This is a genomic window from Microlunatus soli (assembly GCF_900105385.1).
Taxonomy (GTDB): Bacteria; Actinomycetota; Actinomycetes; order Propionibacteriales; family Propionibacteriaceae; genus Microlunatus; species Microlunatus soli.
Genome location: NZ_LT629772.1, coordinates 353,870 through 377,393, shown reverse-complemented (window position 1 = coordinate 377,393; position 23,524 = coordinate 353,870). Strand labels below are relative to the sequence as shown.

25 protein-coding genes are annotated in these 23,524 nt (G+C 68.5%); 14 read left to right on the top strand and 11 right to left on the bottom strand.

The features are described from left to right. Nucleotides 1–6 precede the first annotated feature (6 nt). The gene (gene dprA / locus BLU38_RS01680; protein ID WP_231920133.1) at nt 7–1,191 is read left to right on the top strand and encodes a DNA-processing protein DprA; all 1,185 of its coding nucleotides are present in this window, start codon (nt 7–9) and stop codon (nt 1,189–1,191) included. Between the two features lie 5 nt (nt 1,192–1,196). Here the strand turns inward: dprA and BLU38_RS01675 are convergent, their stop codons facing one another. From BLU38_RS01675 to BLU38_RS01665, 3 genes are all read right to left on the bottom strand, one after another. Then, entirely contained in the window at nt 1,197–1,919 is a 723-nt protein-coding gene (locus BLU38_RS01675; protein WP_091518874.1) for a GntR family transcriptional regulator, read from the bottom strand. 161 nt (nt 1,920–2,080) lie between these two features. Then, entirely contained in the window at nt 2,081–2,629 is a 549-nt protein-coding gene (locus BLU38_RS01670) for a YciI family protein (protein ID WP_091518871.1), read from the bottom strand. A gap of 1 nt (nt 2,630) precedes the next feature. Then, on the bottom strand, nt 2,631–3,284 hold the full coding sequence (locus tag BLU38_RS01665; protein ID WP_157683146.1) for a VC0807 family protein: 654 nt from the start codon (nt 3,282–3,284) through the stop codon (nt 2,631–2,633). 104 nt (nt 3,285–3,388) lie between these two features. On the opposite strand from BLU38_RS01665, the gene BLU38_RS01660 reads away from it, so the two are divergent. Together BLU38_RS01660 and BLU38_RS01655 are read left to right on the top strand one after the other, a co-directional pair. Beyond that, nucleotides 3,389–4,012, top strand: coding sequence for a TetR/AcrR family transcriptional regulator (locus BLU38_RS01660; protein ID WP_091518863.1), 624 nt, complete (start codon nt 3,389–3,391; stop codon nt 4,010–4,012). A 105-nt stretch (nt 4,013–4,117) separates the two neighbouring features. Next, nucleotides 4,118–4,930 (top strand): 2-keto-4-pentenoate hydratase, encoded by an 813-nt coding sequence (locus BLU38_RS01655; RefSeq protein WP_091518860.1) that lies wholly within the window; start codon nt 4,118–4,120, stop codon nt 4,928–4,930. Nucleotides 4,931–5,000: 70 nt separating this feature from the next. Here the strand turns inward: BLU38_RS01655 and BLU38_RS01650 are convergent, their stop codons facing one another. The 6 genes from BLU38_RS01650 to BLU38_RS01625 form a co-directional block, all read right to left on the bottom strand. After that, nucleotides 5,001–5,618: a bifunctional 4-hydroxy-2-oxoglutarate aldolase/2-dehydro-3-deoxy-phosphogluconate aldolase gene (locus BLU38_RS01650; protein WP_091531636.1), complete on the bottom strand. Its 618-nt coding sequence runs from the start codon at nt 5,616–5,618 to the stop codon at nt 5,001–5,003. A gap of 31 nt (nt 5,619–5,649) precedes the next feature. Continuing rightward, nucleotides 5,650–6,618: a sugar kinase gene (locus BLU38_RS01645; protein WP_091518857.1), complete on the bottom strand. Its 969-nt coding sequence runs from the start codon at nt 6,616–6,618 to the stop codon at nt 5,650–5,652. Between the two features lie 50 nt (nt 6,619–6,668). Continuing rightward, the gene (locus tag BLU38_RS01640; RefSeq protein WP_157683145.1) at nt 6,669–8,615 is read right to left on the bottom strand and encodes a penicillin-binding transpeptidase domain-containing protein; all 1,947 of its coding nucleotides are present in this window, start codon (nt 8,613–8,615) and stop codon (nt 6,669–6,671) included. 181 nt (nt 8,616–8,796) lie between these two features. Further along, on the bottom strand, nt 8,797–9,099 hold the full coding sequence (locus BLU38_RS01635; RefSeq protein WP_091518850.1) for a GNAT family N-acetyltransferase: 303 nt from the start codon (nt 9,097–9,099) through the stop codon (nt 8,797–8,799). Next, the gene (locus tag BLU38_RS01630; RefSeq protein ID WP_231920132.1) at nt 9,099–9,749 is read right to left on the bottom strand and encodes a GNAT family N-acetyltransferase; all 651 of its coding nucleotides are present in this window, start codon (nt 9,747–9,749) and stop codon (nt 9,099–9,101) included. Before BLU38_RS01630 ends, BLU38_RS01635 begins: the two co-directional genes overlap by 1 nt. Nucleotides 9,750–9,774: 25 nt before the next feature. Continuing rightward, entirely contained in the window at nt 9,775–10,572 is a 798-nt protein-coding gene (locus BLU38_RS01625; RefSeq protein ID WP_091518847.1) for a methyltransferase domain-containing protein, read from the bottom strand. A 232-nt stretch (nt 10,573–10,804) separates the two neighbouring features. On the opposite strand from BLU38_RS01625, the gene mtrA reads away from it, so the two are divergent. From mtrA to BLU38_RS01580, 9 genes are all read left to right on the top strand, one after another. Next, nucleotides 10,805–11,524, top strand: a complete 720-nt coding sequence (mtrA, locus tag BLU38_RS01620) for an MtrAB system response regulator MtrA (protein WP_269458150.1) — start codon at nt 10,805–10,807, stop codon at nt 11,522–11,524. 15 nt (nt 11,525–11,539) lie between these two features. Next, nucleotides 11,540–13,378: an MtrAB system histidine kinase MtrB gene (mtrB, locus tag BLU38_RS01615; protein WP_231920131.1), complete on the top strand. Its 1,839-nt coding sequence runs from the start codon at nt 11,540–11,542 to the stop codon at nt 13,376–13,378. Continuing rightward, complete coding sequence (locus tag BLU38_RS01610; RefSeq protein ID WP_091518841.1) at nt 13,375–15,147, top strand: LpqB family beta-propeller domain-containing protein; 1,773 nt, start codon at nt 13,375–13,377, stop codon at nt 15,145–15,147. The genes mtrB and BLU38_RS01610 overlap by 4 nt, the downstream gene beginning before the upstream one ends. Before the next feature lie 88 nt (nt 15,148–15,235). After that, the gene (locus tag BLU38_RS01605; protein ID WP_091518838.1) at nt 15,236–15,994 is read left to right on the top strand and encodes a ComF family protein; all 759 of its coding nucleotides are present in this window, start codon (nt 15,236–15,238) and stop codon (nt 15,992–15,994) included. Beyond that, entirely contained in the window at nt 15,994–16,947 is a 954-nt protein-coding gene (locus BLU38_RS01600; RefSeq protein WP_091518834.1) for a pyridoxal-phosphate dependent enzyme, read from the top strand. The genes BLU38_RS01605 and BLU38_RS01600 overlap by 1 nt, the downstream gene beginning before the upstream one ends. A gap of 135 nt (nt 16,948–17,082) precedes the next feature. Continuing rightward, a complete protein-coding gene (locus tag BLU38_RS01595; protein WP_091518830.1) occupies nt 17,083–18,360 on the top strand; it encodes an MFS transporter in 1,278 nt (425 codons plus the stop codon). A 9-nt stretch (nt 18,361–18,369) separates the two neighbouring features. Continuing rightward, on the top strand, nt 18,370–19,050 hold the full coding sequence (locus BLU38_RS01590) for a GntR family transcriptional regulator (RefSeq protein WP_197679948.1): 681 nt from the start codon (nt 18,370–18,372) through the stop codon (nt 19,048–19,050). 63 nt (nt 19,051–19,113) lie between these two features. Beyond that, on the top strand, nt 19,114–19,452 hold the full coding sequence (locus BLU38_RS01585) for an ArsR/SmtB family transcription factor (RefSeq protein WP_091518827.1): 339 nt from the start codon (nt 19,114–19,116) through the stop codon (nt 19,450–19,452). Beyond that, nucleotides 19,452–19,883: an SRPBCC family protein gene (locus BLU38_RS01580; RefSeq protein ID WP_091518823.1), complete on the top strand. Its 432-nt coding sequence runs from the start codon at nt 19,452–19,454 to the stop codon at nt 19,881–19,883. Before BLU38_RS01585 ends, BLU38_RS01580 begins: the two co-directional genes overlap by 1 nt. On the opposite strand, the gene BLU38_RS01575 is transcribed toward BLU38_RS01580, so the two are convergent. Further along, on the bottom strand, nt 19,884–21,305 hold the full coding sequence (locus tag BLU38_RS01575; protein ID WP_231920130.1) for an MFS transporter: 1,422 nt from the start codon (nt 21,303–21,305) through the stop codon (nt 19,884–19,886). It lies immediately after the preceding gene. 54 nt (nt 21,306–21,359) lie between these two features. Continuing rightward, nucleotides 21,360–21,749 carry a VOC family protein gene (locus tag BLU38_RS01570; RefSeq protein ID WP_091518819.1) on the bottom strand — a complete coding sequence of 130 codons (390 nt, stop codon included), beginning with the start codon at nt 21,747–21,749 and terminating at the stop codon, nt 21,360–21,362. 110 nt (nt 21,750–21,859) lie between these two features. Here BLU38_RS01570 and BLU38_RS01565 point away from each other — a divergent pair, with 110 nt between their 5' ends. Next, the gene (locus BLU38_RS01565; RefSeq protein WP_091518815.1) at nt 21,860–22,696 is read left to right on the top strand and encodes a TetR/AcrR family transcriptional regulator C-terminal domain-containing protein; all 837 of its coding nucleotides are present in this window, start codon (nt 21,860–21,862) and stop codon (nt 22,694–22,696) included. A gap of 187 nt (nt 22,697–22,883) precedes the next feature. Further along, a complete protein-coding gene (hpf, locus tag BLU38_RS01560; protein WP_091518811.1) occupies nt 22,884–23,522 on the top strand; it encodes a ribosome hibernation-promoting factor, HPF/YfiA family in 639 nt (212 codons plus the stop codon). The last annotated feature ends 2 nt before the right edge of the window (nt 23,523–23,524 follow it).

The window sequence follows — 23,524 nt, the reverse complement described above, 5'->3', positions numbered from 1 at the left end:
GCGGACATGGAGTCCGGTGTACGCGCGGCAGATGATCAACGCGGCGATGCCGGTGATCAACTCGCCGATGCCGACCAAGATCAGGAGCAGGACCGGCAGCGACGAGCTCGGATGGCGCTGAGCTGTGTCGCCGATGCGGGCGACCCGGCGGTCGCTTTGGATGTCGAGCGCCTCGGGCCGGTCGAGGTACTGCGCTCCATCATCGCCGGCAAACAGGGACCGGCCCTGGCCGAACGAGCACGCCGGCTCGATCTGACCGACCTGCAGGCGGCGATCGCCGCCGGACGGTTCCGGTTCGTCGTCCCCGGCGACGACGAGTGGCCCGACCAACTGGCCGACCTGTCCGGTCATCAACCGATCCAACGGCGCGGCGGGATGCCGTACGGGTTGTGGCTGCGCGGGCCGGGCGAACTGACCGCAATGCTGCGGCGATCGGTGGCGGTGGTCGGTTCCCGAGCCTCCAGTTCGTACGGTGATGCGGTCGCCACCGACATCAGCTACGAGCTCGCCGACGCCGGCTGGACGGTGGTGTCCGGCGGTGCCTTCGGCATCGACGCCGCGGCGCACCACGGCGCCCTGGGCGCGGGCGGGCCGACGATCGCGGTGCTGGCCTGCGGCGTGGACGTCTCCTATCCGTCCAGCAACAGTTCGCTGTTCGCCGCGATCGCCCGTGATCATCTGGTGGTGTCGGAACTGCCACCCGGTGCACACCCGACCCGCGTGCGGTTCCTGTCCCGGAATCGGCTGATCGCGGCGATGACGGTCGGCACGATCGTGGTGGAGGCCGCCATCCGATCCGGTGCCCGCAACACCGCCAACTGGGCCTCGCTGTGCAATCGGCGGCTGATGGCGGTGCCGGGGCCGATCCATTCGGCCCAGTCGATGACGCCGCATCTGCTGATCCGCGACGGTGCGGCTGCCATGATCACCAGTGCAGCGGAGGCCCTGGAGCTGCTGTCGGCGGCCGGTGACGGGCTGGCGCCGCTGCCGGTCGGGGAAAGCAGACCGACGGACCGGTTCGACGAGGTCCGGTTGGCGGTCTACGAGGCTGTTCCGCGGCGGCGTCATCGCAGCGCGGGGGAGATCGCGTTGCTTGCCGACGTCAGTCTGCAACGCTGTCTGGCCGAGCTGGCCTCGCTGGACGAGGCGGGGATGATCGAGTCGGGCCCGTTCGGGTGGCGATTACGGTGACGCGCTCAGTCCTCGAGTTCGAGGACCATCCTGATCATGTCCGGACGGCTCCATGTCGAGCCGCAGGTCAGCGGACGGCGACTGTTCCGATCGCGACTGAGGCTTGTCACGAGCCAGGCCTGGCCCGGGCCGTCCAGTTCGAGTCGGTCTCGGATCGGTTCGGGAGCGGTCTCCAGGCCGATCCGACACCAGGACCGGACCGGATCGTGGCCGAGTCCGCGGAGGAGTTGATCCAGCGAATCGATGGCGCGCAAGCCGACCCCCAACTGGTCGCTGCTGCCGATCGGACTGATGTCCTGCGGTACCCACTCTTCGGCCCAGCTGACGACGGCGTCGTCAACGTAGCCGAGTCGGGTGATCCGGTGCAGCGAACTGCCGGCGTGCAGATCGAGGAGCTCGGAGATGTCGTCGGGCGCAGGCTGCTCCTCCGAGCCGATCATCACGGTGCGGACCCGCGCACCGGTCGCGGCAGCGGTCTCCTGCATCGTTGTCCGCCGGTCCCTGGAGATCACGTAATCGATCCGACGATTGACGAAGGTCCCGGCACCGCGGACCCGACGGACCAGATATTGCTCCTGCAGCTCCTTCATGGCGGCACGCACGGTACTGCGGCTGACCGCGAAGCGCTCCATGATCGTGTGCTCGCTCGGGACACGATGACCGGCGGGAAGCAGCCGGATCTCGGAGGCGAGCAGGCCGGCGAGTTCGTGCGACGGCAGGGCAGCCATGAGCGGAGTCCACCGGTGCCCGACGACCGCAGCGTGTCCGATGGGGCAACAGTCGCATGAATCCGGTGCGAACACTGGCGAAGCGTCGCGTATTGCTGGTCGGAGCTGACCATTCTGCTTCCTGTTCCAGAGTTCGCTGCGACGGGCGAGGCGAGGGGCTGTCAGGGCCGGCCACCGAACTCCCAGTCATGGACCTCGACGGTCGCGTACGCCTGGTCGCCGAACAGTTGCCGAGCACTCGTCGGGTCGGCGGCTCGGACGAGTGCCGCAACGCCCAGCCGCGTGCCTCCGTCGTCGGACAGCAGCGGCCCGTACGCGATCAGCTCGCTGGTATCGGCCGGCAGGCTGACGTCCAGGTCGCCGGCCGGAGCCAGGCCCAGGACGAAGTAGCGATGCGGCCCGTCCTCGCCTCCGGGGAACTCCCACATCGTCCGGCCCAGCAGGTTCTGCCAGCGTCGTACCAGCACGTCGCGAGACACACCCGCCTGGTAGTTGGGGTCGTCAAGCGCGAAGTTGCGGGCGGCCCGTGGACTGGGCAGCTCGACCAGATGAACGCTTCCCGTCGCCTGCCCGGTGAGGCGGTCAAGGGTCGGGCCTCGGGCGATCAGCTGACGTTCGTAGCGATCCATGAAGGACCAATGCCGCTCGACCAGCCGGGCACGCAGCTCGCCGGCATCGGCGCGGTCGCGGTGATGGGTCAGGAACTCCATGTCAACGCACAGATCCGCGCCCGGTCGGCAGCAGCACCCGAAGCTGCGGAGTTCGCCGCGCCGAACGGACCAGATAGCCGACGGTCCACGCGGTCAGCGTCGCCATCACCGCGATCATCAGCGCGCTGGACAGACCGACCATCACCTCGACGGGAAGCAGATAGATCAGCGGCACGCGGAGTGCCGACTCGCCCAGCATCCCCAGGCCCCAGCCGAGCGTCGTCATCCGGAACGCTCGACGGACCCCGGGCACGGTGCCGTACAGCGCCGCCAGCTGTTCGGCCTGTCCGGGCCGCCAGCTGTGCGAGGACGACAGCGTGAACGGTTCGCGTCCGAGCAGGCTGAGCAGAAAGACGGTGCCGATCATCGCCGTCCCGACGGAGTCCTTGAGAAGGATCATCCGTGCATCCCCACCGGTGAAGGTGAGCAGGACCCCCGCGCCGAATACGGCCAGCATCACCGCTGCGAACCAGGTCACCCGGCGACGCGCCAGCGCCTCCCACAGCAGCCGTCCGCCGGCGGCTACGGCGGCGGCGATCAGCGCGACGCGATCGGATACGCCGAACGCGTGCAACGAGTAGTACGTGACCAACGGCAGCCCGACGTCGACAGCCAGCCGCGCCACACCGGACGTGGTCGTCGTCGATCCCGGCATGGGGCCGGAAGCGGACGCCGCAGGGGCCGGCGCTGGAGCATCCGCAACGTCGCAGGAAGGTGGCATACCATCGTTATATATCAGCGTTGTGCTAGCGTCAACCCATGAGTCCTCGCGCCGCCGACCCGGCCGTCCGGAACGCCTTGATCGAGGCGGCTGCTCGGCTGCTTGCCGAGCACGGACCCGCCGGACTGACCACCCGTCGGCTGGCGGCGGAGGTCGGAACATCGACGATGAGGATCTACACCCACTTCGGCAGCATGAGCGACCTGCACGCCGAGGTTCGCCGCGAGGGGTTCGGTCGCCTGGTGGCAGCCCTGCGATCGATGGCGGCACATCCCGACCCGGTCGCAACGTTGGTGGCCGCCGGCGCCGTCTACCTCCGGACGGCCCTGGCCGCACCGGAGCTGTACCGGGCAATGTTCAACCATCGACCGCCGCCGGGCGACGACGCCGGGCAAGAGGTCTTCGACCTGCTGACCGGACAGGTACGCCGCTGCATCGACCAGGGCGCCTTCCCCGACGCGGACCCGTCGCGGAGCGCCGGCTGGGCCGGGGAGATCTGGGCGGCCTGCCACGGCGCCAGCACCCTGGCGCTGTCGGGCACCTTGCCCGAAGAACACGTCATCGACCTGCTGAACGACATGATGTATCGGCTGGCAATCGGGTTCGGCGACGAACCAGACTCCGCCCGACGATCCGTCGACGCGGCAGTTCGAGCCGGATGATCTTGGTCCGCACCCGGTTGGCCACTCCCTCGACCGGCGGTGCTCCGGGCACCGTCCGCGACGCCGCAATGATCAGTCGATCGACATCGTCGATAGGGTACGGGCGTGGACATCACCCTGCCTGCCCGTGCGTTCGTCGAAGCTCGCCGCAGCGCTGCCGGCCTGCCGGACTATCCGGGTCCGCTGCCGGTCGATCTTGAGCAGGCCTACGCGATCCAGGATGCTGCGATCACGTTGTGGCTGGATGAGAAGGCGCCGGGTGAGGGATCGAACGTCGACGGGCCGGCGGGATGGAAGGCCGGATTGATTGCCCCGGATCGGCGGACCCCGGGCGGCGACGAACGGTTGATCGGCCCGATCTGGGCGGACTCCGTTGCCCCCAGCGGTGCCGATCCGGTGTCGATGCCGGTCTACGCCGATGGGTTCGCCGCCGTCGAGGCCGAGTTCGTGATCAGGCTCGATGCGGCGGCCGAGCCCGCGACCTGGACCGCCGACGATGCGGCAGCACTGCCGCAGACGATCTTCGCCGGGATCGAGATCGCCAGCAGCCCGCTGAAGACGATCAACGATCTCGGTCCGGCGGTCACCGCCTCGGACTTCGGCAACAACGCCGGACTGGTCATCGGTCCGGAGATCCCCGCCGGCACAGAACCGGCGACGATCGCGGTCAGCACCGAGATCGACGGTCGGCGGGTCGGCGATGCCACCGGCGCCGCCGTCCCCGGCGGCATCCACACGTCGCTGGCGCAGACCTTGACGATCCTCGGGCGGCGCGGGCGCTCGGTGCCCGGCGGTACCTACTTCGCCACCGGAGCGGTCACCGGTGTGCACGTGGCCGCCGCCGGTCAGTCGGCGGTGATCAGGTTCGGTGATCTTCCGGAGCTGCGCTGCCTGCTGCAACCCGCCGCACCGCGCTGACCGGCTGCTCGATGCGCGGCTGTCGCCGGGAACGGGCTGGGCCAGGAACGGGCTGGCGAGAGAGTAACGGCTACCGAGCCGATCGGACCGCGGACAACAGGGCGGCCACCGCCGCGGCCGGATCGGGGCCCTTGGTCAGGGCCGACCCGATGCCGACGGCGACCGCTCCGGCTCCGATCCAGTCGGCCGCGTCGGCAGCCGACACACCGCCGGTCGGGACACACCGCAGTTGGGGCAGCGCCTGCAGCACATCGGACAGCGTCTTCGGAGTCCACTGGCTCGCCGGGAACACCTTGACCAGATCGGCACCCAAGGTCTGGGCGCGCAGCATCTCGGTCGGTGTCGCCGTCCCGATCACTGTCGCGGCGCCGTAGCGTCCGGCGGTCTCGATCACGTCCTCGGCCAGTGTCGGCGTGACCAGCAATCGTGCCCCGGCCGACACCGCCGACCGAGCGGTGGCCGCGTCCAGCACGGTGCCGGCACCGAGCAGACAGCCCGAGGGGACGTCGGCGGCCAGTTCGGCGATGGCGTCCAGTCCGTTGGGTGTGGTGAGGGCGACCTCGACGGCCGGCACACCGGCCGCCCAGATCTGCCGGGCCAGCTCGACGGCGCGCTCGGCGCTGTCGGACCGGACGATGCCGACCACGCCGGAATCGGTGACCAGCCGGACGGTCTCGGCGGGATTCATGATCAACACCACTCTCCTAGTGACACGAGGCTCAGCGGATCACGTCGGCGCCGCTGGCCAGCACCTGGTCCAGCATGGCGCGGGTCGGCAGCCCGGTGCGGTCGCCGCGGGCACTGACCACCATCGACGCGACGGTGGCGGCGGTCAGCAGACGACGCTCGGCATCGGCTTCGGTGAGCTCGCCGGCACCGTCCAGCCAGCTGGAGATCCAGCCGGCGTTGAATCCGTCACCGGCACCGATCGGATCGACCAGCGGCACCGGTCGGACACCGCCGTGCACCGTACGTCCGGTGCCGAGCTGATGTTCGGAGGAACCGTTGCCGCCGTCCTTGACGATCACGATCTCGGCGCCGTGATCGCCGTACCAGGTCACCGGATCGACGCCAGGGGAGATCACCTCGGCCTCGTCCCGACCGGTGAAGATGATCTTGGCATGTTGGGCCAGCTGCTTGATGATCACCTGCCAACGATCCGGATCGGCCAGCCGCAGCCGGATGTTGGGATCCAGCGACACGGTCACGCCCGCCTCCGCGGCGATGATCATGGCCCGTTCGGTCGCGGCCAGCGACGACTCCGACAGAGCGGCGGTGATCCCGGTGACGTGCAGCAGGCGGGTATCGGTGATCATCGCGGTCGGCAGCGACTCGGGGGACATCGCGGCGGCCGCGGTGCCGCTGCGGCGGTATTCGACGGTGATCGGTCGACCGCTCGGATTGTCCCGGATCAGCAGTCCGGTCGGCAGCTCCGGGTCGTCGACCAACTGCCCGACGTCGATGCCCTCGGCGCGCAACTCGTTCCGGATCCGCATCCCGAAGGTGTCGGCGCCGACCCGGCCGAAGAAGCTGACCCGATGACCGAGCCGGGCCAGTCCGGTCGCGAGATTGCTCTCCGCGCCGGCCACCTCGACCTCGAAGTTGTCCGCCGAGATCAGCGGGACGTCGCCCGCCGCCAGGAAAAGGGTCATCGGCTCGCCGAAGGTCACCACGTCGAAACTCGTCACCCGGACATCCTGTCAGGTGCTGTCGGATCGGCTCTCGGCCACCCGGCGGATCACTTGGCCTGCTGCAGGAAGGACTTCAGCAGCGGACCGGCGACTCCGGAGCCGCTGTCTCCTTCGTCGACGAAGACGGCAACGGCAAGATCGTCCTGGCCGGCGACCATCCAGGCGTGGGTCTTCGGCGGCGTCTCGTCGCCGTACTCGGCGGTGCCGGTCTTGGCGATGATCTGCGGCGGCTCCAACGAAGTCAGCATCGCACCCGACCCGTCGGTCACCACCGCATGCATCAGTTCGCGCAACTGCTTGACCTCGGAGGCGGTCAACGGTTCGGCCTTCGACTTCGCCGCGGTGCCGTCCACCATCCGCGGCAGCACCGTCTTGCCGGCCTGTACCGAAGCGACGACCGTCGCCATTGCCATCGGCGAGGCCTGCACGCGGCCCTGACCGATCATCTCCGCACCACGCTCGGTGTCCGATTCGGGCTTCGGGATCGACCCGAAGTAGGCGGGGAAGCCGACGTCGTAGTCCGTACCGAACCCGAGTGAGGCGGCGGCGGCCGAAAGATCATCGGAATCGACCTTGTTGCGCTGGCCGATGAATGCGGTGTTGCAGGAGTTGGCGAATGCCGTCCGGAAATCGACCGACCCGATCTTGGAGGCCGGATAGTCGTCGTAGTTCTCGAACTTGCGGCCGTCGACGGTGATCGTCTTCGGACAACTCATCGTGTCGGTCGGCTTGATCCCCTTGCGGATCAGGGCGAGCGCGTCGATGATCTTGAACGTCGAGCCGGGCGGATACTGACCGTAGGTCGCGAGATTCTGCCCGTCGGAGGCCTCGCCGTTGGCTGCCGCGACGATCTCGCCGGTGGACGGACGGATGGCGACCAACGAGGTCGCCGACTTCTCCTGGGCGATCGCGGACTCGGCCGCTTTCTGCAGCGTGCTGTCCAGACTGATCTTGAGATCCTTGCCGGGCTTGGCCGCCTCGTGGAAGACGCGGGTGGTGTGGGTGGCCTCCGGGCTGGCCGAGGCGCCCGGCGTCGGCGACGAGCCCGCCGAGGGAGAGGCCGACGGGGAAGCGGACTGCGGCGGCACCACGCTGACCGACACGGCCGGTCGTCCGCGCAACTGCTCGTCGTAGCGCGATTCGAGACCGCTGAGACCGACCTGGTCACCGGCGGCGACCTCACCGTCGGACTTGTCGACGATCTCCTTGGTGGCTTCACCGACGGTGCCCAGGATCGGGGCGGCAAAGGTCTTCGTCGGGCCGAGGACGGCTTGATCATCGAGGGCGACGGCACCGTCGATCGCGGTGATCTTGGACTCGCTCGGCAGCTCCGGATCGTTGCTGCGGTAGACGATCGCCTGGACGAAGGCCTTGTCGCCGGCGCTCTTGACCAGCTTGGCGTAGTCGGCGGCGTCGATGTCGAGCAGCTTGGCCAGCGACGCGGCGGACTTGGCGGCCATCGCAGCCGAGACCCGGGACTTGTCGATCCCGATCCGTTGCACGGCTCGTTCCTTCATCAGCGCCGTACCCTTGCCGTCCAGGATCTTGCCGCGTTCGGGCTGTTCCCGAGACAGCGCGAGCTTGCCGCCGGGCTTCAGGTCCGGTTGAACCAGCGACGGTTTCCAGACCGTCTGCCAGGCGTCGCTCGGCTTGTCGAAATCAGCGGTGACGGTATAGGTCCACGGTTTGCTGGCGCCGGGCAGCCGCCAGGTCATGGTGATCTTGCTGGTGGCGTGATCGTCGTCCACGGTCGGTTCGCCGGTGGCGGTCGCCCTCAGTTTCGCATTGTCCAGCGGGTCGACCAGTGTGCTGAAATCCTTGGCGGCGTTGGGGGTGGCGGCGGTGAAAGCGACCGAGGAGAGGTCCTGCTTGGTCAGTGCCGCAGCCAGCGCCGTGGTCGCCTTCTTGGCGCCCTCGACATCCTCGGACTTCCCGGGCAGTGGCACCTTCCCGCTACAGGCCCCGAGGCCGGTGACCAGCACCGGCACCAGCACCAGGCCGAGTGTTCGCCGATGGCGGTTTCGTGGCTGACGGAATGGTCGGTCGGAGCGAGGCGATCGAGAGGTCACGATTGCCCATTGTTATCCGGCGGGTGGGGCAGACCACGGATCGGCGCGGGGTATCGATGCGGGATCGTTGCTGCCGGGGCGCCGAACGGGCGAGCGGTGAGCGGAATCACGCCTCCGCGAGCAGGTCGGCGTACTCGCTGTGTTCGACCAGGAACCGCTGGGTGTAGCTGCAGGCCGGGACCAGCAGCAGCCCATGTTCACGAACGTCGTCGAGGGCGAACCGGGTGAGCCGGCCGGCGATTCCTCGACCCTGGTGTGCCGGGTCGGTCTCGGTGTGCAGGAAGACGATCCGATCCCGCGACGGCGGCTCGGTCCGGCGCAGCTGGACGTCGATCCGTCCGACGACCTCGGTGCCCGATCGGGCGAGGTAGCAGTTGTGCGCAGCGTCCCGGTCGAACTCCAGTGTCATCAGCGGTCCTGACCGTGGTCGTTGAGCGGCGCCGCGCGCCGACGCAGAGCCGCTTGCAGGGCTGCCTCGGCAGCCGGCCACTCCTCGGCGATCATGGCGAACTGGACGGTGTCCCGCCAGCTGCCGTCGGGACGGATCCGGTGATGCCGGAAGACGCCCTCGTGTTGAGCCCCGAGTCGCTGGATCGCCTGCTGGGACCGGGTGTTGCGGATGTCGGTGTGCCAGACCACCCGCTCGGCTCCCAGCCCGTCGAAGGCCCGGGTCAGCATGGTCAGCTTGGAGGTGGAATTCAGCCAGCTCCGCCACCAGCGGTAGCCGATCCAGGTGTGGCCGATCGCGAGCGCCCGCAGAGCCGGGTTGACCTCGTAGAACGACGTGGTTCCGGCGAACTCGCCGGTCTCGACGATGATCTGCGCGTACGGGATCTGGTCGGCCGGGGCGTTCAGCCGCTCGATGATCGCCGTCGCGCCGGCCACGTCCTGCGGCGGTCGGTGCGACAGGTGGGCGAAGACCTCATCGGCATGATCATTCGCCGCGGCCAGGAACGCCTCGGCGTGATCGGTGGTCAGCGGCTCCAGCCGGAGCCGGGGCTCTTCGCCCGGCAGTCCGGGGTCGGTCAGCACCTTCGGTTCGAACCAGTCGACAGTCACCGGACGATCCTGTCACGGGTACTGCTCACGCCGGCTTGTGGGCCACAGCGAAGATCCGCCGGAACGGCAACACCGTGCCATAGTCGTGAACCGGATACGCCTCCCGCAGCAGTTCCTTGTAGTCGGCGACGAAGTCCCGGCGCAGGTCGTCGGGCAACGCCTGCAGATAGGGCCGGGCACCGGTACCGGAGACCCAGTTGAAGACCGCGTCCTCGCCGGCCAGCAGATGCAGATAGGTGGTCTCCCAGGCGTCCACCGCACAACCCAGCGCGGACAGATCGGACAGGTAGGTCGCCGCCGGCGGCATCACCCGCCGGTCGATCCCGCCGCAGTAGGCCGCGAACCGCGGGTCCTGCCCCAACCGATGCAGCAAGGTGTGACTGGGCTCGTTCTGATTGCCGGGCACCTGGAACGCCAGCCAGCCGCCGGGTCGCAGCGCCGCGACCAGCCCCGGCAACACCGTACGGTGCTGGTCGACCCACTGCAGTGTCGCGTTGCTGATGATCACGTCGACGCCATGCTCGGCCGCGTGTTCGTCGCCGATCGTGGCCGGGTCGAAGTCGCGAAGGTCACCGACGGTGAACCGCAGCCGGGGGCCGGCGTGCTGCCGGGCGGAGTCGATCATCTCGGGGGAGGAGTCGATGCCGTGCACCGCTGCCTGCGGCCAGCGCCGGGTCAGGGTCGCGGTCTGCTCGCCGGGACCGCAGCCGAGGTCGACCACCGAACGCGGGTCGACCGCGGCCACCCGATCGACGAGTTCGAAGAACGGTCGGCCTCGTTGGTCGGCGTACTGCAGGTAATGGGTCGGGTCCCAGGTCGGCATACCGGTCCTTCCTCGCGATGTATCTTGACATCAAGATACATCAACTCGACAGCGGCCTGCCGGTCGGCGTGCGGTTGCGCGGTCGGGTGGGGTGCCTCGTCTAGGATGAATGCGTTCGGACCACGTGGTCCGGTTCGGCGTCTCGCCGGCCGGCCACGACAGGAGGGAGTTCGGGGTGTCGGAAACCGCCAATCCGGATCCGGGGGCAACGCCGGCCACAACGGGAGCTGCCGTGGCCGATGCGCGTGACAACGCGCGTGGACGGAGCAGGGTGCTGGTGGTCGATGACGACGCCGCCCTGGCCGAGATGCTGTCCCTGGTCCTGCGCAACGAAGGCTTCGAGCCGATCTGGTGTGCGCACGGCGACAAGGCCCTGGGGGCCTTCCACGACTCCCGACCCGACCTGGTGCTGCTGGACCTGATGCTCCCGGGCCGCGATGGAGTCGATGTCTGCAAGGAGTTGCGGGCCGAGTCCGGTGTCCCGATCATCATGCTCACGGCGAAGTCGGACACGATCGACGTCGTGAGCGGCCTGGAGGCCGGAGCCGACGACTATGTCGCCAAGCCCTTCAAGGCCAAGGAACTGCTTGCCCGGATCCGGACCCGGCTCCGCCGGACACCGGAGGACAGCGATCTGGAGACGCTCCGGATCGGTGACCTGGTGATCAGTGTCGACGGTCATTCGGTCAAGCGGGACGGCCAGCCGATCCAGCTGACGCCGCTGGAGTTCGATCTGCTGCTCGCGTTGGCCCGTCGGCCGTGGCAGGTCTTCAGCCGCGAGGTGCTGCTGGAACAGGTCTGGGGCTATCGGCATGCCGCGGACACCCGTCTGGTCAATGTCCATGTCCAGCGGCTGCGGTCCAAGGTCGAGAAGGATCCGGAACATCCCGAGATCGTCATCACCGTCCGGGGGATCGGGTACAAGGCCGGAGAAACGCCTGCCGCACGATGAAGGCAGTACACGCCCGTGAGTGAGGCCAACACCCGAGCCGACCCCGTGGCCGACGTTCCGGTCACCGGTTCGGTGGTGACCGGCCCGGCGCTCACCGCAACGGCCTCGGCAGGCGGTGAACCGGACCGACCGTCCCGGCGCTGGTGGCGGTTGCCCGTCGACGCGTGGCAGCAGTCGCTGCCGCTGCGAGTGGTGGCCACCACATTCATCGCTTCGGTGGTGGTGATGGTGCTCGGTGGTGTGCTGCTGATGCAACAGGCCGCGATCGGTGTGCTGGACGCCAAGAGCCGGGCAGCGACCGGCCAGGCGCAGCAGGCGGCGCGGACCGCACAGTCACGCCTGGACGCGCTGAACGTCGACTCCGACACCGGCCCGAACGAACTGCTGGAAGGCATCCTCACCGACATCTCCGATCGGAACAGCAGCGCGAACTCCAGCACCTACTACGTGATCCTCGAGTCCCAGATCGGCACCCAGAAGTCGGGCAATGTGGTGGAGAGCAGCGTGCCGCAGAACCTGCGCGATCAGGTCCGGGCCAGCAAGGGGGCCGACCCGCCGCTGTGGAAGGCGCCGACCACGGTGCACACGACCGGCGGTCCGGATGTGCCGGGCCTGGCCTTCGGGACCACGCTGTCGGTCGGCGGCGTCCCCAGCTATCAGGTCTACATCATCTTCCGGATGGAGCAGGAGGCCGACACCCTGCGTGCGCTGCAGCAGGCGGTGTTGATCACCGGTGCGGTGCTGGTCTTCCTGCTCACCTTCATCGCCGGGATGGTCAGCCGGCAGGTGGTCTCGCCGATCCGTGCCGCCCGGCGTGCTGCCGAGCGATTGGCCTCGGGCAATCTGGAGGATCGGATGACCGTCAAGGGCAAGGATGACCTTGCCCGGTTGGCGATCTCGATGAACTACATGGCCTCCGAGCTGCAGAAGCAGATCACCCAGTTGGAAGAACTGTCCCGGGTCCAGCAACGCTTCGTCACCGACGTCTCGCACGAATTGCGGACACCGCTGACGACGGTCCGGATGGCCGCCGAGATGCTGTACGAGGCGCGCGAGGACTTCGATCCGTTGGCCGCCCGCTCCGCCGAACTGCTGCAGGTCGAACTCGACCGTTTCGAATCGTTGCTCAGCGACCTGTTGGAGATCTCCCGCTTCGACGCCGGCGCTGCGGTGCTGACGCCGGCACCGACCGATCTGAACGAATTGGTGGACCGGGTGCTGGGCGGCATCGCCTCGTTGTCGGCCTCGACCAACACCGAGATCCGGGTGCACTCGTCGGGACCGATCACGGCCGAGCTCGACAGCCGCCGGATCGAACGTGTGCTGCGCAATCTGGTGGTCAACGCGATCGAGCACGGCGAGCACCGACCGATCGACATCCACCTGGCCGGCGACGACGACGCGGTCGCCATCGCCGTCCGCGACCACGGCGTCGGATTCGAAGCAGCACAGGCCAAACAGGTGTTCCACCGCTTCTGGCGGGCCGACCCGTCCCGGGAGCGTCGGATCGGCGGGACCGGGTTGGGGTTGTCGATCTCGATGGAGGACACCCGGCTGCACGGCGGCTGGCTCAACGCCTGGGGACGGCCCGGCCGCGGTGCCCAGTTCCGGGTCACCCTGCCGCGTCAGGCCGGGGCCATCCTGCAGCAGTCACCGCTGCCGCTGGTGCCGCGCGATCTGATCTCGCCGCTGCCGATGCCGTCACCGAGCGAACCCGAGCCGGACCCTGCCGATGACGAGGCCAGGAACACCGCCGGGGTCGGTGCCGGCCTCGTACCTGACTCGGATCGATCCCGGGACGGGACGGGCCGACCGACTCCGATCGAACAGACTCGCGGAGAGGAGCTGCGATGAGGACCACGGCGATCATCCGCGGTCGGCGCGCGATCATGATCATCTGGTTGCTGGTCGCGGCGCTGACGATCACCGGCTGTGTCTCGGTGCCGACCTCGGGACGGGTGGAGAAGGCAGGGCCCGGTGGCCGGATCTCGCAACAGAAATCCGAGATCGTCCCCAAGCCGCCGGTGAAGGACGCCTCGCCCCGGGTGATCGTCGACGGCTTCCTGCTGGCGATGAGCCAGTACCAGCCCAAGTACTCCACCGCCCGGCAGTTCCTCACCGAGGAAGCGCAGCAGGGCTGGCGTCCGGAGGACAAGATCACCGTGTTCTCCAACCCCGAGTACAACAGCGCGGACAACAACATCGTGCTCTCGATGACCCGGATCGGCCAGGTCGGACCGGACGGTTCGTACAACGCCACCTCCGGCCCGCAGATTCAGGATTTCCAGATCCAGAAGAACGACGACGGTCAATGGCGGATCAGCAATCCGCCGGACGGGCTGATGGTCAGCGACACCTCGTTCATCGGTCAGTACAAGTCCTACAACCTCTACTTCTTCGATCCGCAGTTCCACACCCTGATCCCGGATCCGATCTATCTCCCGACCGAGGGTCAGACCGAGACCGGGCTGGTGACCGCACTGCTGCGGGGGCCGACGACGGCGTTGCAGCCGGCGGTGAGCACCGGGATCCCGGTGCGGACCTCGTTGATCGGCAACGCCGTACCGGTGACCGGCGGTCTGGCGCAGATCTCGCTCAGTCCGTCGGTCGAGTCGCTGAGTGATCAGCAACGCAAATGGTTGGCGGCCCAATTGGCCTGGACGCTGCGTCAGGTCGGCGAGGACCTGAAGGGCTTCCAGATCAGTGTGAACGGCACCCGGCTGCGGGTGCCCGACGACTCCGGCGACGGTCAGAACGCGTACGTGCCGGTCAGCTACGGATCCGATTACGCCCCGATCCCGGACTCCAGCAGCACCATGGTCGGGGTCCGGGACGGTGCCGCGGTCACCGTCGCGGGCGACGGCGCCAAGATCGCTCCGGTGCCGGGCCGGCTCGGGCGTCCCGGATACGACATCGACTCGCTGGCGCTGTCGACCGACGGTCGGACGCTGGCCGCGGTGACCGACGATCGGAAGAAGTTGATCACCCAGCTGATGTCGGAGTCGGAGCCGCGGACCCTGTCGGAGCAGAGCGGCCTGCTGCGGCCCGAGTACACCCGATTCGGTGAGTTGTGGTCGGTCAGCGGCAAGCCGGGCAAACAGAAGATCACCATGTATCAGGACAACAAGGCCGACACCTCGGTCGACGCATCCTGGCTCGGACGGGTCCAGGTCACCTCGTTCCAGATCTCTCCGGACGGGTCGCGGATGGCCATCGTCGGCAAGAGCGGCGACAACGAGATGCTCGCGGTGGCTCCGATCATCCGCGGCGACCGGGTGACGATGGGCAACCTCCGCTTCATCTCGCTGTCCGATGCCGCGTCGGCGCAGGTCAAGCGGATCGCCGACCTCGGTTGGACCTCGACGACCCAGTTGTTGATCTTGGGTGCGTCGACCACCGGTGGCACCTACGAGCCCTATCGGGTGGAGATCGACGGATCCCAGTTCGAACGGGTCGGTGCCAGCGACGGGTGGGGTGCCAGTTCGCTGGCCACTCGGGTCGACAACAAGGGATCGTTCCAGGCCGCGGTCGGTGGGAAGGGCAAGAAGGTCTGGGCCTACCGCAGTGGCGACGAGTGGTATTCGCTGACCGACAAGCTGTCCAGTCCGGCCTACGCGGGGTGATCCTCGGTGGTGCCGTCGCCGCCGCCCGGGCCTGAGGTTATCCACAGCAGATCGGCAGCGGCTGTGGTGCTGGGCGCATAGTGACGGGGTGTGGTGGATCCGGCGGGCGGTGGACGTGACCGCCGAGTTGTTGCTCGGCGCGGTCTGTCCGGGGTGTCAAGCCCCGGGCTTCGGACTCTGTACCGCGTGCCGGGTCCGGCTGGCCGAGCCGGCACCGCACCGCGCGGTGCCGACGCCGTGCCCGAGCGGTTTCCCGACCACCTACAGCGGCGGCCCGTACGACGATCTGTTGCACGCGGTGATCCCGGCGCACAAGGAACGCCAGGCCTGGTTGTTGACCGCGCCGCTGGCCGACAGGCTGGCCACGGCGGTCGAAGAATTGATCATGCGGACTGCCGTTGACGGCGCGCCGTTGGTGCTGGTGCCGGTGCCGTCGACTGCTGCTGCCGTACGCCGTCGTGGCCGCGATGCCACGGCCGCGATCGCCGGCTCGGCTGTGCTACGCCTTCGGCGTGATCATGACCGGCCGCTGACGATGATCAAGATGCTCCGTCCGGTACGCAGACTCGCCGACCAGTCCGAGCTGACCGAATCCGAACGCCGCCGCAACCTGGCCGGCGGTTATGGCCTGCGGCGCGGCCTGCCCCGACTGCCGGTCGGTGCGCAGCTGATCCTGGTCGACGATCTGGTGACCACCGGGTCGAGTCTGACCGAAGCCTGCCGCGCCGTACGTGCCGCCGGCCTGTCGGTGCTCGGCGCCGCGGTGGTGGCCGCCACCCAGCGGCGGCACCCGTCCGACGACCGTGCCGTCCGGCCGTCGGGTGGTCGGGTGTTAGATCGGGGTTGATGATCACCTTCACCGAGATCGAGAACGCCGCCGCGGCGATCTCGCCCTACCTGCTCCGTACGCCGACGATCGCCAGCCCTGGGCTGTCCGAGCTGATCGGGGTGCCGACGACGATCAAGATCGAATCGCTGCAGCGGACCGGCTCGTTCAAGGCTCGCGGAGCGACCGCCAAGCTGCTGGCGCTGAGCGAGCAGGAGCGGGCCGCCGGGGTGGTCGCCGTCAGCGGCGGCAACCACGGCATTGCGGTGGCGACGATGGCGCAACTGCTGGGGGTCCGGGCCACCGTGGTGATGCCGCGCACCGCCTCTCGGGACTCGATCGAGCGGTCCCGTGCGACCGGGGCGTCGGTGCAGCTGACCGAAGGCATGCCGCGGGCTTTCGAACTGGTCGAGGAGCTGCAGGCCGAGGGGGCGACCCTGCTGCATCCGTTCGACGACCCGGTGGTGATCGCCGGGCAGGGAACGGTCGGACTGGAGCTGGCCGCCGATGCCGCCGAACTGACCGACGTGCTGGTCAGCGTCGGCGGCGGGGGACTGATCGCCGGGATTGCGACCGCGGTCCGCGCCCAGCTACCGAACGCCCGGATCTGGGGCGTCGAGCCGACGGGTGCCCGAGCGATGACCGACGCGCTGGCGGCCGGCGGACCGGTGACCACCGACCTCGACTCGGTGATCACCACACTCAGTGCGCCGCAGGTCTCGGACCTGACCTACCGGCACGTCGCCGCCCTGGTGGAGGAGATCGTGCTGGTGTCCGATGCCGACGCGGTCGCCGGGACGGTCCAGGCCGCCGAGCGTGCCGGGGTCTGGGTCGAACCCGCCGACGGCAGTCTGCTGCCCGCCGCCCGTGTCGTCGCCGACCGCGTCGGTCCGAACGCCCACTTGGCCCTGGTCCTGGCCGGTGCGAATGCCTCCCTCGCCGATGTCACCGCCTGGTCCGCCTCCCTCACCTGACCACAACCGCGATATATCAAGCTTGCGCACGTTCCAGCACCCTCAGAAGGTGCGTAACCTCGTCGGATCCGCGCGCCGAGTTCGGAAGCCGGATCCGCCACAGCCTTGCACGCGACTTGTATCTATGATGTGTACATGCAACAACTCGTCGAGGCACGCGCGGACCCGGAACGCGCCGGACGAACGGTTCGATGGGGAGGGGTCGCGGCGGCGTTGTTCGCCGTCGCATGGGGAGGCAATCAGTTCACGCCGCTGTTGACGATGTACCGCCAGCATTCCGGCTTCTCCAGCCAGGCGGTCACGGTGCTGTTGGCGGCGTACGTGATCGGCATCATCCCGGCGCTGCTGCTCGGTGGACCGTTGTCGGACCGGTACGGCCGCCGGCCCCTGATGTACCCCGCGCCGCTGATCGCCGCTGCAGGGAGTGCGTTGCTCGCGGTCGGGGCCAGTGCCGAACCGGTTCTCTTCGCCGGCCGGCTGCTGTCCGGGGTCGCGCTCGGACTCGGGATGGCGGTCGGCTCGAGCTGGATCAAGGAACTCAGCATGCTCGATCCGGCCGGCATCGGCCGCGGGGCCTCGCGGTCCTCGACGGCCCTGTCTGCCGGCTTCGCGGTCGGCGCCGCCGCGGCGGCGGCGCTGGCACAGTACGCACCCTGGCCGACTGCGCTGGCCTACCTGCTGCACATCGTGATCGCGCTGGCGGCAACGGTTGCGGTGATCGGCGCGCCGGAGACCCGGCCGACCAACCGCTCCACGAGTCGGGGCACCGACACCGCCGACACCCGTCCGCGTCGCCGGCTGATCGACGATCTCCGGGTGCCGGCGGCCCGGCAGCGACGGTTCCTGCTCGTCGTGCTGCCGATGGCGCCGTGGATCTTCGGTTTCGCCGGCAGTGCGTACGCGATCCTGCCGACGCTGACCGGCGGTTGGACCGCGGCTGACACCGCCTGGTCCGGGCTGCATTGCCTGCTGGCGTTGGGTTGTGGGATCGCGGTGCAGCCGCTCGGTCGGCGCCTCGGCGCTGCCGACGCGACCCGTGCGATCGTGCTCGGGCTGGCGATCGGCATCGCCGGCCTGTTGGTCGGGAGTACCGCACTGATCACCGGCGCGGCGATCGGTTCCTTGATCGCCGCCGTCGTCCTCGGTACGGGGTACGGCATGTTGTTGAGCTCCGGCCTGCAGGAGGTGCAACGGATCGCCGGTCCCGACGACCTGGCCGGGTTGACCGCGGTCTACTACGCCCTGTCCTATCTCGGCTTCTGCGTGCCGGCCGTGTTGGCCGCGCTCAGTCCGCTGGTCGGCTATCCGGTGCTGTTCGACATCGGTGCCGGCATCGGTCTGATCGCCCTGCTGGTGGTGTTGATCGGGAGCCGTACGGCGCGGGGTGTCAGCGCGCAGCAGCCGGGTCGATAGGCTCGTCCTGTGGTCGGTATCCCGCAGTCCGCGACCGAGCCGCCGGGTGAAACCGGCTCGGCATCCGAGCGCGCCTACTCCGACGTCAAGGAACGGATCCTGTCCGGCGAGCTCGCCGGTGGCGAGTTGATCAGCGAGGGCGAGGTCGCCGAGCTGCTGGCGATGAGTCGCACACCGGTCCGGGAGGCCTTCCTCCGGCTGCAGGCCGAGGGGTGGATGAAGCTCTATCCCAAGCGCGGTGCGGCGATCATCCCGGTCAAGCCCGAGGAAGCCGACGAAGTGCTGCAAGCCCGGGTCTTGATCGAGACGCACGCGGTCTCGGTGATCACCGACGAGCCGTCCCGGGTCGGTCCGCTCGTTGCCGAATTGAAAATGATCATCGAACGCCAGCGCGCCGCGGTTGATCATGACCTGACCGGTTTCATCGACGCCGACGCCGACCTGCACACCGCCATCGTCCGAGCGGCCGGCAACGGCCTGTTGATCGACTTCTACACCGGGCTGCGTGATCGCCAGCGGCGGATGGCGGGGGACTCGGTACGTCGTGGCGCCGCCGATCACGACGGCCCCGACAAGCAACAGCTCATCCTTGATCAACACCACCGCCTGGTGGAATTGATCGCCGCCGGCGATGCCGACGAGTTCGGCGTCGAGCTGCGCAGTCACCTGAACGACATCCACCGCCGCTGAGCGTTCCGGCCGTCCGGTCGTGATCACCCGCCGGCGGACCGACGATGAGATATACTTCACCATATGGCGAAGTATTCGCTCGAGGAGATCCGGCAGCTTGCCGGCGCGTTGGCCGCGGACAGCCGGTTGTTGATCATCGATCGGCTCCGGTCCGGGCCGGCCACCAGTACGGAGCTGGCGGCGTCCGCCGGGATCGGGCTGCCGGCAGTCCAGAAGCAGCTGGCGGTGCTGCAACGGGTCGGGTTGATCGCATCGACCAAACAGGGCCGCGTCGTCATCCATCGACTGCAGCCGGAGCGGATGGATGTCCTGGCTGACTGGATCCGCACCCGGACCAGCTTCTGGCGCAACAGCTTCGCCACGCTGGAATCGGCGCTCGACACTGCGACGAAGGGACACTGATGAATCCATACGCGTTGCGCCTCGAGCATCGGTTCGCGGCGGCGGTGGAACAGGTGTGGGACGCCTGGACGACCGAGTCCGGGCTGCGCCGCTGGTGGTGGCCCGGTTGGACGCCCACGATCGAGGTCGACCTCCGGGTCGGCGGGCGCTATCGGATCGCGGCCGCAGCGCAGCGGATCGTCGTCCGCGGCGAGTACCTGCTGGTCGCCCCGATGACGCAGTTGCGGTTCAGCTGGACCTGGGTCGACGGCGCCGGCGGATCGGACGAGGTCGTGGGCGAGGAGGAGCTGGTCGATGTCGGCTTCGTCCCGGACGCCGACGGCACCCTGATCCGACTCGAACACACCGGACCATGGACGTCGGCCGGACCGACCGACAACTATCGGCAGGGCTGGACCTCGGTGCTCGGCGAGCTGACGGCCGTGGTCTGATCAACGACCGGCGGCGACCTCACTGCCGGCCTGGCGGTGCAGTCCGATGACCCCGTCCAGCGCCGGGTAGAGCATGATCACCGCCAGCAGCCCGAAGGCGATCTGGAAACCGGCCTGCGGGTCCGCAGTGGCGTGCGCCGCGTACAGGATGCCGTCGGCCAGACGCAAGGACAGCGCGCCGACCGCGACGCCGAGACCGGCGGCGATCTGGGCGATCGTCGAGGACAGGGTGTTGGCGTCGGCCATCTCGTCGCGGTCGATGTCGGCGAACTGCAACGAGTTGTAGCCGCTGAAGCCGACCGAACGGAAGACACCACTCAGGAACAGCAGGACGACGATCAGCCAGACCGGCGACTCGGCGGTGAGCAGTGCACAGCCGGCGAACACCAGCGCTCCGCCGATGCAACTGCCGACGATCACCGTACGGAAGCCGAAGCGTCGGATCAGCGGCGACGTAGCGGGCTTGATCAACACGTTGCCGGCGAACAGTGCCATCACCAGCAGTCCGGCCCGGGCCGCGCTCCAGCCGTAGCCGATCTGGAACATCAACGGCAGCAGGAACGGTGCCGCCGAGATCACCATCCGATAGACCATCCCGCTGGCATTGACCACCCGGAAGGTGCGGATCCGCAGCGCGCCGAGGTTGAGCAGCGGATGCTGTCGGCGTCGCATCCCGGTCAGGCAGAGGATGCCGAGGACGACGGCCAGCGCCAACAAGCCGATCGCGACCGGCCAGTCGGTGCGGTCCGCTCCGGCACCGCCGATCGACTCCATCCCGAGCAGCAGCGCGGCGAGGCTGCCGCCGCACAGCAGGAAACCGATCCAGTCCAGGCCGGGCATCCGGTCCCGCGGCCGATCGTGCACCAAACGCCAGGCGGCGACCAGGCAGGCCGCGCCGATCGGCAAGTTGATCAAGAAGATCCAGTGCCAGGAGGCGAAGCTGGCCAGCCAGCCGCCCAGGGTCGGTGCGATCACCGGTGCCAACAGGGCCGGCCAGGTGAGGTACGCGGTCGCCGCCAGCAGATCCTTCTTCTCGGTGTTGCGCAACACGACAAGCCGGCCGACCGGCACCATCATCGCCCCGCCCAGTCCCTGCAGGATCCGGAACGCGCAGAGCATCGGCAGGCTGGTGCTGACCGCGCACAGACCGGAGGTCAGCGTGAACAACACGATGGCCATCATGAAGACCCGCCGGCCGCCGAGCCGGTCGGTCAACCAGCCGGACACCGGGATGCCGACCGCCACCGTCACCAGATAACTGGTCATCGCCGCGTTGATGGCGACCGGCTGGGTCCCGAGGTCGGTCGCCATCGCCGGTGCTGCGGTGGCGATGATCGTGCCGTCCAGGTTCTCCATGAAGAAGGTGACGGCGGCCAAGATCGCCAAAGGACGGTTCAGCCCGGTGTCCGTGGTCGAGCTCACGCCGCTCCTTGCTCTGCTGGTCTTGTTCTCCTCGTCGGAGGTGACTGCAGAAAGCTACCCTGCGGGCTGTTCCACCCAGCCGACGGCCTGCAGGATGAGACCGTTCGGATCCTCGATCTGGAAGTACCGCTCGCCCCAGGGCTCGGTCTCGATCGGCGTCACCACCGGAGCGCCGGCGGCGGTGATCTCCTGGTAGGCGGCGTCGACGTCGCCGACGCTGAAGGCCAGCAGCAGCCCGTTCGCGACACCGGCCTGACTGGCCGGCTTGAACGACGCCAAGCCCTGTTGCAGGAACACGATCGTGAACGGCACGTCGCCGTGTCCGACCGAGACCAGCTCGTCGATCTCCATCAACCGACGGAAACCGAAGTGCTCGACGATGAAGTCGGCCGAGGCCTTCGGGTCGGCGACGTTCAGCGAGACGGTGTAGGTGTCGATCTGCATCTGCGCTCCTTACTGCGGACAGTGTCCGGTATTGATGTGGCAGTGGTAAGTATGGACGCTGTCCGGTGATAATCAAGTGATCGGGACGAGAAACTTCCGGGAGGATTCGGATGGAGCAGGAACCGGCCGTCGAACGCGCCGAGCACACCGCCCGGCTGCTCTGGCGCCATCGTGAGCAGCAACCCCGTCGCCGTGGCCCGCGTCCCGGTCGCGAGCTGGACGACGTGGTCGCCGCCGGCATCGCGATCGCCGACGCCGACGGCATCGCCGGGCTGACCGTCCGTGGCCTGACGGCCCGGCTCGGACTGGCCCGGATGGGGCTCTACACCTACGTCGCCGATCTTGATCAACTCGTCGAGCTGATGATCGATCAGGCGGCCGCCGAGTTCTTCGACGGGCGACTGCGCGGTTTCCCCTACGGACCGCGCAGCCGACGACCGGCCGACCCCCGACGTGGCTGGCGGCGCGCCGCGGGGACCCTCTGCGACGCCAATCTGGATTGGATCCGGCGGCACCCGTGGCTGGTCGAGCGGCCGAACGTCCGACCCGTCCTCGGCCCCTCCAGTACCGCCAAGTACGACGCCGAGCTCGGCGTCTTCGACCGGCTGGGGCTGACCGACCTCGAGATGGACCTCGCCGTCTGGCAGCTGCTCAACCACGTCCGCGGGATCGCCGTCGATCTGACCGCGGCCGCCCGGGAGCCGGAGACCAGCGAGCAATGGTGGTCGGCCGGTGCCGCGGCCGCAGCCGCGCGGATCACCGCCGCGGAGTTCCCGCTGGCGGTCCGGGTCGGGACTGCCGCAGGCGATGCGCAGGCCGCGGCCTACGACCCGCTCGGCAGCTACCGCTTCGGGCTGTCTCGACTGCTGGACGGGTTGCAGGTGATGATCGACGATGCGGGCTCCCGGCACCGGCAAACCCTGGAATTTCGGCCTGATGAGGGCTAACGTCTGGTTATGGTGAACGTCGCCATCAACGATCGCGATGCACGTGGTGCACCGGGTCCAGGCCGCCCGCTCCGACGAGAGCGTGCGGCCTTTTGCGTTCCCGGTCCCAGAGGGCGTTCGCGGTCTGTTGTCTCCCGGTTGACCCCGGCCCCGCGCTGCGCGGGACACCTACTGTTGGAGGATTGACATGGACGTTGTCGTCAAGAGCCGGCACTGCACGTTGCCCGATGAGTTCCGGGACTACGTCGAGGACAAGATCACCAAGCTGGAGAAGCTCAACGACCGGGTGATCCGGGTCGATGTGGAGGTGTCCGCCGAACGCAACCGACGACAACTTGATCATGGCAGCAAGGTCGAGATCACGCTGCACGGCAAGGGTCCGGTGGTCCGGGCCGAGGCTGCAGCCGAACACAAGTCTGCCGCGTTCGATCTCGCGTTGGAGAAGCTGATGTCCCAGCTGCGCAAGGCGGCTGACCGACGCAGGGTCCATCGCGGATCGCACAAGCCGCGCTCGTTGGCCGAGGCCTCGGCGCGCTGGCCGGTCGACGAGCCGTCGACCAACGGCTCGAGCCCGGAGAAGGACGATGTGCACAACGTCGCCGGGATGGAGGTCCAGGGTGACGGCCCGCTGGTGGTGCGTCAGAAGGTGCACCATGCCGCGCCGATGACCTTGGGTGAGGCGCTGGACGCGATGGAACTGGTCGGCCACGATTTCTTCCTCTTCATCGACAAGGAGGCGCAGGCGCCCAGCGTCGTCTACCGCCGCCGTGGTTACGACTACGGCGTGATCCGATTGGAGAATGTCGAGGCGCTCGTCCACGCGTGACC